At 72.6% G+C, this 13,042-nt stretch carries 18 protein-coding genes and 1 riboswitch; of the genes, 12 read left to right on the plus strand and 6 right to left on the minus strand.

From position 1 onward, the window contains the following. Positions 1 to 22 precede the first annotated feature (22 nt). Complete coding sequence (locus ACFOWE_RS32090; RefSeq protein WP_377294516.1) at positions 23 to 517, plus strand: hypothetical protein; 495 nt, start codon at positions 23 to 25, stop codon at positions 515 to 517. A 45-nt stretch (positions 518 to 562) separates the two neighbouring features. Here ACFOWE_RS32090 and ACFOWE_RS32095 read toward each other — a convergent pair whose 3' ends face one another. Then, positions 563 to 886, minus strand: a complete 324-nt coding sequence (locus ACFOWE_RS32095; RefSeq protein WP_377294518.1) for a DMT family transporter — start codon at positions 884 to 886, stop codon at positions 563 to 565. A 20-nt stretch (positions 887 to 906) separates the two neighbouring features. Further along, positions 907 to 972, minus strand: a riboswitch (guanidine-III (ykkC-III) riboswitch). Positions 973 to 1,134: 162 nt separating this feature from the next. Here ACFOWE_RS32095 and ACFOWE_RS32100 point away from each other — a divergent pair. From ACFOWE_RS32100 to ACFOWE_RS32115, 4 genes are all read left to right on the plus strand, one after another. After that, positions 1,135 to 1,368 (plus strand): hypothetical protein, encoded by a 234-nt coding sequence (locus tag ACFOWE_RS32100; protein WP_377294520.1) that lies wholly within the window; start codon positions 1,135 to 1,137, stop codon positions 1,366 to 1,368. A 66-nt stretch (positions 1,369 to 1,434) separates the two neighbouring features. After that, positions 1,435 to 1,656 (plus strand): hypothetical protein, encoded by a 222-nt coding sequence (locus ACFOWE_RS32105; RefSeq protein WP_377294522.1) that lies wholly within the window; start codon positions 1,435 to 1,437, stop codon positions 1,654 to 1,656. A gap of 167 nt (positions 1,657 to 1,823) precedes the next feature. After that, on the plus strand, positions 1,824 to 2,057 hold the full coding sequence (locus ACFOWE_RS32110; RefSeq protein ID WP_377294524.1) for a hypothetical protein: 234 nt from the start codon (positions 1,824 to 1,826) through the stop codon (positions 2,055 to 2,057). A 44-nt stretch (positions 2,058 to 2,101) separates the two neighbouring features. Further along, positions 2,102 to 2,674 carry a shikimate kinase gene (locus tag ACFOWE_RS32115; protein ID WP_377294526.1) on the plus strand — a complete coding sequence of 191 codons (573 nt, stop codon included), beginning with the start codon at positions 2,102 to 2,104 and terminating at the stop codon, positions 2,672 to 2,674. Positions 2,675 to 3,000: 326 nt separating this feature from the next. On the opposite strand, the gene ACFOWE_RS32120 is transcribed toward ACFOWE_RS32115, so the two are convergent. After that, positions 3,001 to 3,438, minus strand: coding sequence for a GNAT family N-acetyltransferase (locus ACFOWE_RS32120; protein WP_377294528.1), 438 nt, complete (start codon positions 3,436 to 3,438; stop codon positions 3,001 to 3,003). 249 nt (positions 3,439 to 3,687) lie between these two features. On the opposite strand from ACFOWE_RS32120, the gene ACFOWE_RS32125 reads away from it, so the two are divergent. Continuing rightward, positions 3,688 to 3,954, plus strand: a complete 267-nt coding sequence (locus ACFOWE_RS32125) for a hypothetical protein (protein WP_377294530.1) — start codon at positions 3,688 to 3,690, stop codon at positions 3,952 to 3,954. 122 nt (positions 3,955 to 4,076) lie between these two features. Here ACFOWE_RS32125 and ACFOWE_RS32130 read toward each other — a convergent pair whose 3' ends face one another. Then, positions 4,077 to 4,784, minus strand: coding sequence for a helix-turn-helix transcriptional regulator (locus tag ACFOWE_RS32130; RefSeq protein ID WP_377294531.1), 708 nt, complete (start codon positions 4,782 to 4,784; stop codon positions 4,077 to 4,079). 366 nt (positions 4,785 to 5,150) lie between these two features. Between ACFOWE_RS32130 and ACFOWE_RS32135 the strand changes: the two genes are divergently transcribed. Next, complete coding sequence (locus ACFOWE_RS32135) at positions 5,151 to 5,846, plus strand: YwiC-like family protein (protein ID WP_377294533.1); 696 nt, start codon at positions 5,151 to 5,153, stop codon at positions 5,844 to 5,846. A gap of 28 nt (positions 5,847 to 5,874) precedes the next feature. Here ACFOWE_RS32135 and ACFOWE_RS32140 read toward each other — a convergent pair whose 3' ends face one another. Next, the gene (locus ACFOWE_RS32140; RefSeq protein WP_377294535.1) at positions 5,875 to 6,744 is read right to left on the minus strand and encodes a GNAT family N-acetyltransferase; all 870 of its coding nucleotides are present in this window, start codon (positions 6,742 to 6,744) and stop codon (positions 5,875 to 5,877) included. A gap of 73 nt (positions 6,745 to 6,817) precedes the next feature. Next, positions 6,818 to 7,228 (minus strand): hypothetical protein, encoded by a 411-nt coding sequence (locus ACFOWE_RS32145; RefSeq protein ID WP_377294537.1) that lies wholly within the window; start codon positions 7,226 to 7,228, stop codon positions 6,818 to 6,820. Positions 7,229 to 7,416: 188 nt separating this feature from the next. Here ACFOWE_RS32145 and ACFOWE_RS32150 point away from each other — a divergent pair, with 188 nt between their 5' ends. The 3 genes from ACFOWE_RS32150 (at position 7,417) to ACFOWE_RS32160 (ending at position 10,398) form a co-directional block, all read left to right on the plus strand. After that, complete coding sequence (locus ACFOWE_RS32150) at positions 7,417 to 8,454, plus strand: GH25 family lysozyme (RefSeq protein ID WP_377294539.1); 1,038 nt, start codon at positions 7,417 to 7,419, stop codon at positions 8,452 to 8,454. Positions 8,455 to 8,624: 170 nt separating this feature from the next. Next, positions 8,625 to 9,413 (plus strand): MBL fold metallo-hydrolase, encoded by a 789-nt coding sequence (locus ACFOWE_RS32155; protein ID WP_377294541.1) that lies wholly within the window; start codon positions 8,625 to 8,627, stop codon positions 9,411 to 9,413. Between the two features lie 22 nt (positions 9,414 to 9,435). Beyond that, positions 9,436 to 10,398 carry a GNAT family N-acetyltransferase gene (locus tag ACFOWE_RS32160; RefSeq protein WP_377294543.1) on the plus strand — a complete coding sequence of 321 codons (963 nt, stop codon included), beginning with the start codon at positions 9,436 to 9,438 and terminating at the stop codon, positions 10,396 to 10,398. Between the two features lie 80 nt (positions 10,399 to 10,478). Here the strand turns inward: ACFOWE_RS32160 and ACFOWE_RS32165 are convergent, their stop codons facing one another. Further along, a complete protein-coding gene (locus ACFOWE_RS32165; protein ID WP_377294545.1) occupies positions 10,479 to 11,144 on the minus strand; it encodes a hypothetical protein in 666 nt (221 codons plus the stop codon). A 238-nt stretch (positions 11,145 to 11,382) separates the two neighbouring features. On the opposite strand from ACFOWE_RS32165, the gene ACFOWE_RS32170 reads away from it, so the two are divergent. After that, on the plus strand, positions 11,383 to 11,919 hold the full coding sequence (locus ACFOWE_RS32170; protein ID WP_449301238.1) for a peptidylprolyl isomerase: 537 nt from the start codon (positions 11,383 to 11,385) through the stop codon (positions 11,917 to 11,919). Positions 11,920 to 12,130: 211 nt separating this feature from the next. Continuing rightward, positions 12,131 to 13,030 (plus strand): rhomboid family intramembrane serine protease, encoded by a 900-nt coding sequence (locus tag ACFOWE_RS32175; RefSeq protein WP_377294549.1) that lies wholly within the window; start codon positions 12,131 to 12,133, stop codon positions 13,028 to 13,030. The last annotated feature ends 12 nt before the right edge of the window (positions 13,031 to 13,042 follow it).

Here is a 13,042-nt window from a genome sequence, read left to right on the forward strand (position 1 = left end):
AGCCTTCGGTTAGGGTCCGGGCATGGGTCATCACATCTGTGCCCTCGTCGTGGCCGGACGGGTCGACACCGAGCGCGCCCGCTCCATGGGGCTACGTGCCGAACTCGTGCACGACGGCATAGGCGTGTTCCCGATCGATCACTACTTCTCGGCCTACTGGGCCGCGATCCGGGGCAGCGGCACACGGCTCGACCTGCCCGGCGACCTTCCCGCCACGTTCCCGGGGGAGGCGGTGCTGTGCGACCTCGTCCGCGAGGTGACCGGCACGGACGAGCCGCGGTTCGCGATCATCCAGACGGAGTACTTCGCCGGTGCCGGCGGCCAGTGGGCCGCGGCGTTCGCCGGCGAGAGGCGGCTGACGGGCGACCGGGCATCGATCAACGAGGCACTCGCCGCACTCGGCGTCCGGGCGGCCGCTCCGGCGGACGAGTTCGACACGATCGGTCTCGGCCGGTTCCGGAGCAACCCGGACCACCTCGACCGCTACGCCGACCTCTGTGACGAGCTCGGCGCCTGACGACCCGTTCCGGAGAACACCGCGGCGACCGCTCGCCGGTCTCCGTCAGTGGCCGCCGCCCGCGAGGTTGAGGCCTATGACGCCGGTGAGGATGAGGGCGATCGATGCGATCTTGATGAGGGAGGCGTCCTCCCCCAGGACGAGGATGCCCAGCGTGGCGGTGCCGACCGCGCCGATGCCCGTCCAGACGGCGTAGGCCGTGCCGACGTCGAGGCTCTTGAGCCCCAGTGCGAGGAGACCGAAGCTGAGCAGGGCGGAGACGATGAACCCGACGGTGGGGAGGGGGACGGAGAACCCGTCGCTGAGCTTGAGCGAGTAGGCCATGGCGACCTCGAACAGTCCAGCGACGACGATCATCACCCAGGCCATGTGGCGGCTCCTTCACGTGGAAAGCGTCGTCTTGGCAGGCCGGGTACGGCGCGTCTCGTCCGGGCGGGCCCTGGCCGGGTCCGCACCGGTGCTCAACGCGCCGGGCCGACGGTGAATTCCCAGTCGTGCAGTCATCCCGCACGCCGGACATGCCATGCGTACAGCGCGCACGCCGGACTTCTAGATCTTTTACCATCGGTGGTACCGGGCCGGATCCTCCACCCGTGCTCCGTATGAGGAGAGATGCGATGAACGCTTTCACGTGGGTCCTTGTCCTGGTGCTCGGCGGGGCGGCCGCGATCTGGGCCTGGGACGCCCTGAGGTCCAGGCGTGACCCGGCCCGGGGGCGGACGTCCGTGTCCCCCGCTCTCCTGAGGGGGGCGCGTCTCGGGGCGGCGGGCGGCGGCGCCGACGGCGTCATGCTGATGAACCAGGAGTCCCGGCGTGCTCACGAGCGCCAGGCCGGGGGCCGGGCCGGTTGAGCCGATCCGGATCGATCCGGGTTCACGAGCGGCATGGCCGTTCCCGCCGGGTGAGATGACCGTCCGGTGGCCCGCCCGGGTGCGGCCGGGCTCCTGGCGGTCGATCCCGCCGACTGTGTCGTGGTCGAGGACGCACCCCACGGGGTGAACGCGAGGAAGGCGGCGGGATGCACCGTGGTCGGTGTGGCCACCACCCACGCGCCCGATGATCTGGGCGGTGCGGACGTGTGCTTCACCTCCCTCGCGGAGGCGGCGCCGTACCTCCTCGCGGTGATCGACGGTCGCTGAACGGTGACAAAGGTCAGCTTTCCGCCCGAATCGGTGTAAAGATGCAAGAGGGCTCTGTTAGACGGGTGACGTGAGCGACGGGATTCATCCGCTGAGCCGGAGAGGGCCCCGAGCCCCGGGACGAGGAGCCGGGACACGAGGTCCACCTCGACGCCTCCCTGCCCGACGTGCGCACGTGCCAGGAGATGTGCTTCGCGCACCACGTCCGGTCGGAGGGCGGCATGGGCTGGCTCGTCGGCTATCTGGTGGGCCAGTGGGTGGTGATCGCGGCGCTGGGAGTGACGCTGGTGGTGATGGCGGCCGATTTCGCCGAGGTGATACCGCCGATCCTCCTCGTGGGGATCGTCGTGCAGGCTCCGCCCTGGCTGTTCCGGATTCTGGGGTCCCTCCTCGGGTTCTAGCGTCCCGGAGGTTTCCCGGAGACCCTTCCGCCAGAATGCACGGGATGCACCCAGTCCCATGGATGGTCCTCATCGGCCCGGCCGCCGCGGGGAAGAGCACGATCGGCGACGGATCGGCCACGGTGACCGGAAGAGCCTTCATCGACGTGGACGACCTCGGCGAGACCTACTACGCCGAGGTCGGATGGAGTATGGACAGGCTGAGGAACCGGATCCGGGCCGTGGGCCGTGCCGCGGCGGAGCAGGAGTGGGAACCCGCGCGCGCCCATGCCGTGGAACGCGTGGTCGCGGACCATCCGGGCGCGATCGTCTCCCTGGGCGCCGGTCACAGCCACTACACCCGCCCCGAGTTGTTCCGGCGTGTTCAAGCCGCGCTCAGGCCTGTCGGCCATGTGGTGCTGGTGCTTCCCGCTCTCGACCCGGAACGGTCCGTCGAGGTCCTGCGGCAGCGCAGCATCACCGCGAAGGGCACCGACTGGATCGGCGAGGACGGACACGACTTCCTCCGCCGGTGGGTGCACCATCCCGGCAACCGCACGCTCGCCACGACGGTTCTCTGCACCGAGGGAGAAGAACCCGAGCAGAGTGTCGGCCGCCTCATGAGCACGTGCGGTTGATCTCCAGACGCCGTCGCGGCCGAGGGCCTCAGCGGACCGTCCCTTCGCGCGCAGGAGCGCGGCCGGCCTGGCCGGATGCGCACCCGGCCAGGCCGGTCGCCGGCCGCCCGCCGGGCCGCCGGGCCGCCGGGACCGGCACGTCCGCACCGTCGTCGGTGGAAGATCCGCCAGTGGAAGACGATGGCCTGACCGGTGGAGACGCTCGCCCGGCACGCCTCGTGGAGGGCGAGCCACACCACGGACTCGATCTCGAAGGGCGCGCTCTCCGGCAGGGCGTGCACCCGTGCGGCCTCGGCGTCCGGCATCGCAAGGCTCATTCAGGGAACCTAGCGGTCCTCAGGGACGGTTTCCGCGGGGCCCGGCCGGTCCCGGAGGGCCGCCGGGGAGCGCAGGCCCATTCCCTGCAGCGGGGACATGCCCAGCCGCTCGTAGTACGGCCGGAGCGGGGGGTCGCACACCAGGTCGACGGAGTAGAGGTCACCGGCCTCCGCCAGGATCCGCCGCACCAGCTCGGTGCCGATCCCCTGCCCCTGGTACTCGGGGAGGACTTCGAGCCACGGGATGAACGCGGTCAGCACACCGTCGCTGATCATGTTGACGAAGCCGACGACGCGCCCGCTCTCGTCCATCGCGACGACCGTCCGGTGGCTGCCGCGCAGCACCGCCAGGTGCTTGTCCGCCGAGGGCGGGACCGGCCATCCGACGAAGAATCCCCTCAGCTGATCAGCCTCGATCATGTCCATGTCGGTGGTGTAACGGATCACGGCCTGCCCTCCGTGCGGTCGCGGGACGAGCCCGCCAGCGTACCGGCCCCGGTACGCGTCCAGTGGTCCGCAAGTGCCTCGCAGGCGGCCTCCGCCAGGCTCGGTTCCCGGAGGATGGAAGTGACGATTCCATCTTCTGGCGGGGAAGAAAGACATAACGGGCGGAACGGTCCCGGTGGGTGGACGGCTCCGTGCGCTCCGTACGGCGGAGGCGGATGGACCCGCGACGGACTACGACGAGGAGCGGCCGTGTATCCAGAAGGAGCGGGCAGGACGCCGCTCGGTCTCGAGCTGGGCGAGTTCGCCTTCCTGTACGGCCACAAGATCATTGAGGGGGTGCTCACCGTCATCGGCCTGCTCGTCTGCCTGGCGCTCTCCCTCGCCATGACCGCCTCCCTGGTCACGGCCCTTCTCCACCCCCTGCTCCGGCGGCTGCCCGCCCTCCGTCGGCGGGCCGTGTCCCCGGCCGGTTCGCGTTCACCGGAGTCGGCCCGGTGGTGGCTGGGAGAGGATTGACGCGCACCCCGGCTTGAAGGCCGGGGAGCCCTCGGCCCATCCGGTGGCCGGGCCGTTCTCCGTGCGGGGTCGTTCTCCGCGCCGGGCAGTTCTCCGCGCCGGGCCGTACGGATGTCCGGCGGTCAGCCGGAGGGCGGGGAGTCCGGTCCGGTGCGGCGCAGGGTGGCGACGCACAGGTGCGGCCGGACGAACGGGGTGAGGTCCTCCACCTCGAGCGGTGCTCCCAGCCGCGCGGCGGTCCCCTGCATGAGGCCGAGGTGGATCACACAGACGATCTCCCGCCGCTCCTGGGCCACCTCGCGGAACGGGCAGTGGTGCAGGCGGAGCTCCCTCCGATCCCCCTGCTCGTCGGCGTCGGGGACGAAGCCCATCCTGTCGAGGCCGGAGACGATCCGCCGCTGCGCCTCGTCGGCGTCGACCCGTTCACCGGGCCCGGGCGGATCGGCCAGACGGGCCCCCCAGTCGCGACCGGCCTCCAGCGCGGCGGCGGCCGGGTCCGGCGCCGACGAGGCCACGATGCCGGTGAGGATCTCGGCGAGCAACCGGAAGCTCCGGGTGTCCCCAGCCTGGGCGGAGCCGTCGACGGAGGTGTAGACGACCTTCGGCCGGCCGCGCTCGGTGCGCGGCACCGTGTCCCGGGTGGCCTGGCCGCCCGCGACGAGCGCGTCGAGGTGGAAGCGGGCGGTGTTGAGGTGCACCCCGACGCGGTCGGCGACCTCGGCTGCGCCCAGCGGCTCGTCCGAGCCGCGCAGGACCTGCAGCACGGCCGCGCGGCGGCCGCGCTGGACCGGGGTCGGAGGGCCGGGATCGGTCAGCCGTTCGGAGGCCATGCCGCCGATGCTACCGTTTTGCGGTAATAGAACCGAAAATATATTGTTTTTAATGTCCTGATCAGAGGCCGCCGTCGGCCGCCATCCCTGTGGTCCCGCCCTGAGGCCGCCGCCCCCATCGGAAGGGGGTCCCCGTTGACCCGCCGCCACGTCCTCCTCACCGGTGGCTCCCGTCCCACCCCACCTTCCCGCCGAAGGTCAGGGCGCACCGCCCGCCCGGCCGGAGACGCCGATCCCGCGGAGGCCGGTCCAGCGGAGGCCGGTCCAGCGGAGGCCGGTCCCGCAGAGGCCGGTCCCGCAGAGGCGCAAGGTGACCCGGACCGCCCGGCGCCCGCCTCGCGACCGCGCCGCCGCAGGGGGCAGTGGGTGCCGCCCCAGCACGGCGCGTGGGCGATGCTGCTCGTCCCCTACCTGGCCGGGCTGGTCACCACCGGGTTCTCCTGGCCCGTCCTGCCGCTCCTCGTCGCGTGGACGGCCGGTTACGTGCTGTCGTACTTCGCGCTGCTCGCGGTCAAGACCCGCCGCCCGGGCCGGGTCCGCGCCCAGCTCACCGTGTACGGCACCGCGGCGCTGGCCGCGGGGGCGACGGTGCTCGCGGCCCGTCCCCAGCTGCTCGCCTTCGCTCCCGTCTTCGCCGCGGTGCTGGCGGTCAACGCCTTCTTCGCCTCCCACCGCAACGACCGGGCGCTGGTGAACGGGCTCGTCTCGGCGGCCGCCGCGACGCTCATCCTGCCGGTCGTCGCCGCCGTCAACGGGGTGCCGCCCCTGGAGACCGGCGGGACGTTCCTGGTGACACTGCTCTACTTCGCCGGGACCGTGTTCTTCGTCAAGACGGGCATCCGGGAGCGGGGCAACCGGGGACTCCTGGCCGCCTCGGCCGCCTTCCACCTCGCCGCGCTCGCCCTGGCGACCTGGGTCGCCCCGCTGTACGCCGTCCCCTTCACCTGGTATCTGGTCCGCGCCGTCGTCCTGCCCCGGCGCTCCGCCACCGCCAAGCAGCTCGGCTTCGTCGAGATCGGCGGCTCGCTGCTCCTGCTGGCGGCCATCGCCGTCGCGGCCTGACAGGCCGTCCCACCCCCCGGCGTGCCGGTCAGCGGGAGTGCGTGTAGGTCACCGTACGGGCGCCGGCGCGGAAGCCGAGCGAGCGGTACAGCTCGGCCGGTCCCGGATGGCCCGCGTCCCCGCGGGCGTAGACGAGCGCCTCCCTCGCCCCGGCGTCCCGCAGCCGGTGCATCGCGTACAGGCACGCGACGCGGGCGAGCCCGAGCCGCCGGAATCCCTGGTGCGTGCCGACCGGCTCGAACTGCCCGACGCGGTTGTCCGGGTCAGGCCAGGCCAGGCAGTACGCCACCAGCCGGCCGTCCGGCGCCTCCACCACGCAGTCCAGGTCGCTCCGGTACGGCCAGGCCCGCATGACCCGGCGGTAGCTGTCCTCGGTGACCCGGGACGGGTGGAAGGCCGACCGGTGCACCGCCACCCGCTCCGGCACGTCCTCGTCGCCGCGCACGTGCCGCACGGTGAACCCGTCCGGGACCTCCACCTCCTCCAGCCGGTCCAGCCCGCGCGACATGCGCAGCAGGAAGGAGCCGTCCTGCGCCGGCCGGTAGCCCCGGCGGGCCAGGACCTCCGCGAGACCCGTCTCGGTGTCGAGGATCGTCGTCGCCAGCCGGTCTCCGGTGGTGATCTCGTGGAACCAGTCGAGCACCTCGTCGGCGAGGTCGTCGGGCGCCACGAACTGCAGACCGCCGGGGAGCCGCACCCAGGCCCAGGCGATCGTGCGCCCCCGGTGCTCCCAGAGCATCGTCGGCCACTCCGGCTCCCGGCCCGGGTGCTGGAACCGGTCCCAGGCGAGCTCGCCCACGTGGCACCGGCTGCCCGGCCCCCAGCCCGTCTGGACGAGCTCCTGCATCCTCCGCAGGTCGCCGGGGCCGCCGTACGGCCGCATGATGATGTCGGACACGGACTCGGCTCCTCCTCAGGTCTCCTCGGACGGACTCCGCGGCGGCCCCGGGGCCCCGGCCGCCCACCGGCGCTCAGCCATCCGCCGGGCGCCTCTCCTCGAGAGCGAGGATGACCGCCTCCACGACGGGGGCGAGTGCCGGGTCCCCGTCGCCCGGAGGATCCCCGGCGTAGCGCCCGGACAGCCGGCCCGCGCCGGACAGTCCGGCGATCACCGCCGCCTTGGCCCGGGGCCGCCCCACCCCGTCCGGCAGGCGGAAGGCCAGGACGTCGAGGTCGCCGGCGGCGAGGTCGGGGAGCAGGGCCCTGATCCTCCCGATGGAGGGGTCGGGGTGACTGAGGTGGAGCCACGTCCTGGCCTCGGGCGGGAGTCCCGTCGTGCCGACGTAGACCACCCGGGGGCCGAGCAGCCAGAGGTAGACCCAGGAGCCGGAACCGGTCAGCTCCCCGGCCCGGACGTTCAGCTCCACGAGATCGCGCTCCACATGAGCATCATGCCTCTCGGCGGGCGTGTCGCGGCGGGGTCCACCGGGGCCGTCCGCTTCCGGCCTCACCGGCGCGGGCCTTCTCCGCCGGGGGTCCTCCCGCGGTGGAAGGGGCCGGAATCCGCCCTTGCGGCCGTCCCGGGCCATCCGACATGATCGTCCCCGCTGCCACGCGGAGGGGGATTCACGTGAAACATCGTGCCGCCACGGCCGCGGCCGTCACGGCCGGGGTGTTGCTCCTGGAGGGCACGCAGGCGTCCGCCCTCGCGGAGTCCCGGGCGCCCGGGGTCACCGGGACGGACGTCAGCAACTGGACGGGAGAGGTCGACTGGGCGGGTGCCGCCGACGCCGGAGCGGCGTTCGCGTTCGTGCACGCCACCGAGGGCCTGGACTACGTCAGCCCCCGCTTCACCGAGCAGTACGGCGGAGCCGCCGACGCGGGCCTGGTGCGCGGGGCCTACCACTTCGCCCAGCCGCACGAGTCCGGCGGCAGGGCGCAGGCGGACTTCTTCGTGGCGAACGGCGGCGGCCTGGTCCGCGACGGCCGGACCCTGCCGGGCGTGCTGGACCTGGAGGACAACCCGTACGGCAAGAAGAACAAGCTCGACAACTGCTACGGCCTCACCCCGGCGGAGATGGTCGCCTGGGTGGGCGACTTCACCCGCCGCTACCGGCAGCGGACCGGCCGGGACGCGATCATCTACACCACCACGAGCTGGTGGCGGACCTGCGCCGGCGACTCCGCCGCCTTCGGCCGCAACCCGCTCTGGCTGGCCCGGTGGGGCAGCGAGCCGGGGGAGCTCCCGGCGGGCTGGAAGCGCCACGCCTTCTGGCAGTCCGCGGACAAGGACCCGTCCTTCCCCGGCGGGCAGAACTCCTTCAACGGCACGGCGGCGCAGCTGCGGGCGCTCGCCCGGCCGCCGTCGCCGATCAGGCTGACGGGCCGGGTCAGCGGGAGCACCTACACGGTGACGGTCACCAACACGGGCAACACGCCGGTCACCAAGCTCAAGGTCGCCGGCCGTACGTCCGGCGGACAGAAGATCGTCAAGGTGGGCAAGGGCTGCCGGTTCAGCGGTACGGCGGTGCGGTGCACGATCACCCGGCTGGCCCCGAAGGCGACGGTCAAGCTGACCTTCAAGGTCGGACCCGCCAAGCCCGGCACGGCCGGGCGCGGGCTCACGGTGACGGCCGGCGGAGCGAAGCTGGCCCTGACGGCCCGCTGACCGTCCCGCCGACGGCCGCGCCGGGGCACCGGTCCGTCCCGGTTCGCTGTCACGCCGGTCCGTCCCGGTTCGCTGTCACGCCGGTCCGTCCCTGCTTGCTGTCACGCCGGCCCGTCCCGGCTCCCTGCCCTGGTTCCCGTCCCGGCTCCGGATCTGGCAGGCTCCCCGGCATGACTGAGCAGTGGCGGGAAGTGGGCGACCGCGTCTATGTCCGGCGGCACGCGTCGTTCGACCTGAACGCCGGGCTGGTCGTCGGCGACGAGGGCTGCCTGGTGATCGACACGCGCATGTCCCACCGCCAAGGCCGCGAGCTGGCCGACGCGGTCCGTACGGTCACCGCCCTGCCCTGGACCGTCGTCAACACCCACGCGCACTTCGACCACTTCTTCGGCAACGCGGTCTTCCTCCCCGCCGAGATCTGGGGCCACGCCCGCTGCGCGGAGACGGCCGCGGCCACCGGGGAGGCGCAGCGGCAGGCGTGGCTGCGCGAGGGTCCGGAGGAACTGGCCGAGGTGGAGATCACCCCGCCGGGCCGTACGTTCACCGACTCCACCACCCTCGACCTCGGCGGCCGCCCGGTCCATCTGCGCTTTCTGGGCCGGGGCCACACCGACCACGACGTCGTGGCCGAGGTGCCCGACGCCGGGGTGGTCTTCGCGGGCGACCTGGTGGAGGAGGGCGCGCCGCCGCAGTTCGGGGACGGCTTCCCGCTGGAGTGGCCGGACACGCTCGCCCGCCTGCTGGAGCTGCCCGGCGAGACGGTGGTCCCCGGTCACGGAGCCGTCGTCGACCGCGACTTCGTCCGGCGCCAGCACGCCGACCTCGTCACGGCCGTCGGGATCGTCACGGCCGGAGGCGACCGCGCCCGGGCGCCGTTCCCCGAGGAGACGATGGCGGAGATCGCCGGCCGTCTCCGGCACCGCGGAGCCCCACCGGAAAACGGATCGCTTTCCGGATGACCGGTGCATATGCTCCCGGACCATGACGCCTGAGTGGGGCCCGCTGGCCGACGGTGACGTGCACGCCCTGGTGGAGCTGGTCGCCGCGATGGAGGCCGAGGACAGGATCGGGGAGAACCACGGCGCCGACGACATCGCCGAGCACCTGGCCCACCCCCTGGTCGACCTGGCGGAGGGGAGCCTGGGCGGGCGGGTGGACGGCCGGCTGGTCGCCTTCTGCACGCTCATGGCCCGTCCCTCCGCCGACCCGTCCCACCAGATGATCCTGTGGGGCGGGGTCCACCCCGCCCACCGCCGCCGGGGGCTGGGCGCACACCTGGTCGGCTGGGCCCGCCGTACCGCGCCGGTGCTGCACGGGCGCCGTTTCCCCGGCCGTCCGCTGGAGATCCACGCGTACGCGGACGACCGGAACAAGGGCGCACAGGCGCTGTTCACCGGCGCGGGCTCGACCCCCGTCCACTGGTTCTACGGCATGGGGCGGGACCTGTCCGCCGGGCTTCCCCGGGTGTCGCTCCCGGAGGGCCTGCGGATCGTCCCCTACGGCGCCGAGCTGGAGGACACCGTCCGCGAGGTGCGCAACGCCTCCTTCGCCGACCACTGGGGCAGCCCCACGCACACGGCGCAGTCCTGGCGGGACGCGCTCGTCGGGACCTCGGCCTTCAGCCCCGAGTCCTCGTTCGTCGCCGTGGACGGCTCGGGGACGGGCGTGGCCATCCTGCTCACCTGCCACTACGAGGCCGACACCGCGGCCACCGGGGTCCGCGAGGCGTGGATCCAGACCATCGGCACACTGCGCGAGTGGCGGGGCAGGGGGGTGGCGGGCGCGCTGATCGCCCACGCTCTGGCCGAGTTCCGCGCGCAGGGCTACCAGCGGGCGGCGCTCTCCGTCGACGCGGACAGCCCGACCGGCGCGCTCGGCGTCTACACCCGCGCCGGTTTCACGGTCGAGGACCGCACGACCGTGTACGCGCTCCCGCCGTCCTGACCGGGCGGGACCCCGGTACGGCAGGCGGCCCGCGACCTCCCGAGGAGGGCGCGAGCCGCGGGCGGTGACCCCGGGCGGGGTCAGGTGGTGTTCCTCGGCTGCTGCTGATCGATGTCGGTGATGTCGGGGACGCCCGTGGTGTCGGTGATGTCGGGGACACCGGCCGTGCGGGCGGAACCGGTGGGGGCGCTCACTCCGCCGCTCACGTCGCTCACACCGCCCGTGGGCTCGGCCTTGTGGCTGAACTCCTCGGCCCGCGACTTCATGCCTCCGGCCATGTTGGAGACCTTGTCCGCGGCGGTCTTCGCCTTGTCGCCCATCCAGTGCGACGCGTCGTGCGCGCCGCCCTTCACGGACTCGGCCCACTGGTTCGTGTTCTTGCGGTACATCGCGAAACCGGCGGCGCCCACCGCGATGCCGGTGAGCAGCAGGGCCATGGGCCAGCTGCTGCGGGACTTCACGGCCTTCGGCGAGGGATCGAGCTTCGCCGCCGCGTCGGACAGCATCGCGCTCAGCTTCGGCCCGAGCTGCTGCTCGATGGAGTGGGCCGCGGCGTCCAGCTGGGGCGCCGCCCACCTGCGGGCCTCGGTCATCTTCTCGTCCGCCGCGCACAGAGCCGTCTCGCGCATCTGCGCGGCCATCGGGCCGACCTTCTCGGCCGCCCGGACGATCTGCAGCATGGCCTGGTCCTTGGCCAGCCTCGCCTGGTCCTTGACCAGCTGGGCCTGGTCCTTGGCCAGTCGCATCCGGGTCTCCGGAACCTTACTGGTGCTGCGCTTTCCGAACATCATTGCAAGAGGCACGGCAACTCCTCCCCTGTCGTTGGGGCCCCGCAGCGACCCCTTCCCGCTCGAAAGCGGCTCAATCATGGGCGTCCGTGGGAGGATGGAAGACGGACCGGTGACGGTCCATGGCCATCAGAACACGACGGACGCAGGGCCTCCAGCGGGCCTTACGTGCATGATTCGAAGGGGGCAGCCCACTGTGGCTGAGAAGCTCATCGCGACCCTGAACACCAACCGCGGCACCGTGAAGGTCCAGCTCTTCCCGGACCACGCGCCCAAGACCGTGCGCAACTTCGTGGAGCTGGCCGAGGGCACCCGGGAGTGGACGCACCCCGAGACCGGCCAGAAGACCACCGCCAAGCTCTACGACGGCACGATCTTCCACCGGGTCATCGACGGATTCATGATCCAGGGCGGCGACCCGCTCGGCCAGGGCATCGGCGGGCCGGGCTACAAGTTCGACGACGAGATCCACCCGGAGCTCTACTTCAACCGCCCCTACCTGCTGGCCATGGCCAACGCCGGCATCCAGATGGGCCGCGGCACCAACGGCTCGCAGTTCTTCATCACCGTGGTGCCCACGCCGCACCTGAACGGCCGGCACACCATCTTCGGTGAGGTCGTCGAGGGCCAGGAGGTCGTCGACGCCATCGCCAAGACCCCGACCGGCCCCGCGGACCGGCCGGTCGACCCGGTCGTGCTGGAGAGCGTCACCATCGACCGCGTCCAGGGCTGAGCCCGCCCGCCCGCGTGGCGGCCGCCCGCCGCGGCCGCCGCGCGAGGGCGTCCGGAGAGGGCACCGGACGAGGGCGTCCGGAGAGGGCGCCGAGCCCGTCCGCCGCCCGGTCCTCCGGTACCGGCCCCGTCCGCCGCGCACGGCCGTGCGGAAACCTGCATAGGGTTGGGGGAGGATTTCCGAGCACGGTCGAAAGGGCCACCGTCGCGCCATGACCACCCAGCCTCCCGGCGAGTCCGGCACCCAGGCCGTCCCCACCTGTTACCGCCATCCGGACCGCGAGACCTACGTGCGCTGCCAGCGCTGTGACCGGTCCATCTGCCCCGACTGCATGCGCGACGCGGCGGTCGGCTTCCAGTGCCCCGAGTGCGTGGCGCAGGGCAACAAGACGGTACGGCAGGCGCAGACCGTCTTCGGCGGCCGGCACGTCACCACGCCCTACGTCACCTGGGGGCTGCTCGCCCTCAACGTGCTGGCCTACGTCGCGGAGAACGTCTTCCAATGGGTGCTGGGCGACTTCGCCATGCACGCGGGCTTCGTCGCCTACGGCGGTGAGTGGTGGCGCCTGATCACCGGGGCCTTCCTGCACTCGCCGCTCGGCGGAGGCGGCTTCGCGCTCACCCACATCCTGTTCAACATGTGGGCGCTGTACGTCATCGGTCCCGAGCTGGAGCGGCGGCTGGGCTCGATCCGCTTCCTGGCGCTCTATCTGCTCTCCGCGCTCGGCGGCTCCGTCGCGGTCTACCTGCTCTCCGCGTCGTACACGGTGGGAGCCTCGGGCGCGATCTACGGCATGTTCGCCGCGCTCTTCGTGGTCTCCCGCAAGCTCGGCTACGACGCCCGCGGCGTGCTCTGGCTGATCGCCATCAACGTGGTGATCACCTTCGCGGGCTTCGGCATCAGCTGGCAGGGCCACCTCGGCGGCCTGGTGACCGGCGCGGTGGTCTCCGCGGTCCTCGTCTACGCGCCAGCGAAGAACCGCACCGCGGTCCAGGTCGCCGGCTGCGCGGCGGTGCTGCTGCTCCTGGTCGCCATGGTGGCGCTGCTCCCGCCGTACGCCTTCGAGGCCGCGAGAAACGCCTATGACGCCGCGAGAAGCCTGATCGGCTGACCCACACCCTGG

It is taken from the genome of Planomonospora corallina, assembly GCF_042650625.1.
In the GTDB taxonomy this organism is placed as follows: Bacteria; Actinomycetota; Actinomycetes; order Streptosporangiales; family Streptosporangiaceae; genus Planomonospora_B; species Planomonospora_B corallina.

Coding starts and splice junctions, on each gene's coding strand:
- ACFOWE_RS32100 (WP_377294520.1), top strand. CDS start 1,135: ATGAACGCTTTCACGTGGGTCCTTGTCCTGGTGCTCGGCGGGGCGGCC.
- ACFOWE_RS32090 (WP_377294516.1), top strand. CDS start 23: ATGGGTCATCACATCTGTGCCCTCGTCGTGGCCGGACGGGTCGACACC.
- ACFOWE_RS32155 (WP_377294541.1), top strand. CDS start 8,625: ATGACTGAGCAGTGGCGGGAAGTGGGCGACCGCGTCTATGTCCGGCGG.
- ACFOWE_RS32130 (WP_377294531.1), bottom strand. CDS start 4,784: ATGGCCTCCGAACGGCTGACCGATCCCGGCCCTCCGACCCCGGTCCAG.
- ACFOWE_RS32175 (WP_377294549.1), top strand. CDS start 12,131: ATGACCACCCAGCCTCCCGGCGAGTCCGGCACCCAGGCCGTCCCCACC.
- ACFOWE_RS32165 (WP_377294545.1), bottom strand. CDS start 11,144: ATGCGACTGGCCAAGGACCAGGCCCAGCTGGTCAAGGACCAGGCGAGG.
- ACFOWE_RS32095 (WP_377294518.1), bottom strand. CDS start 886: ATGGCCTGGGTGATGATCGTCGTCGCTGGACTGTTCGAGGTCGCCATG.
- ACFOWE_RS32115 (WP_377294526.1), top strand. CDS start 2,102: ATGCACCCAGTCCCATGGATGGTCCTCATCGGCCCGGCCGCCGCGGGG.
- ACFOWE_RS32160 (WP_377294543.1), top strand. CDS start 9,436: ATGACGCCTGAGTGGGGCCCGCTGGCCGACGGTGACGTGCACGCCCTG.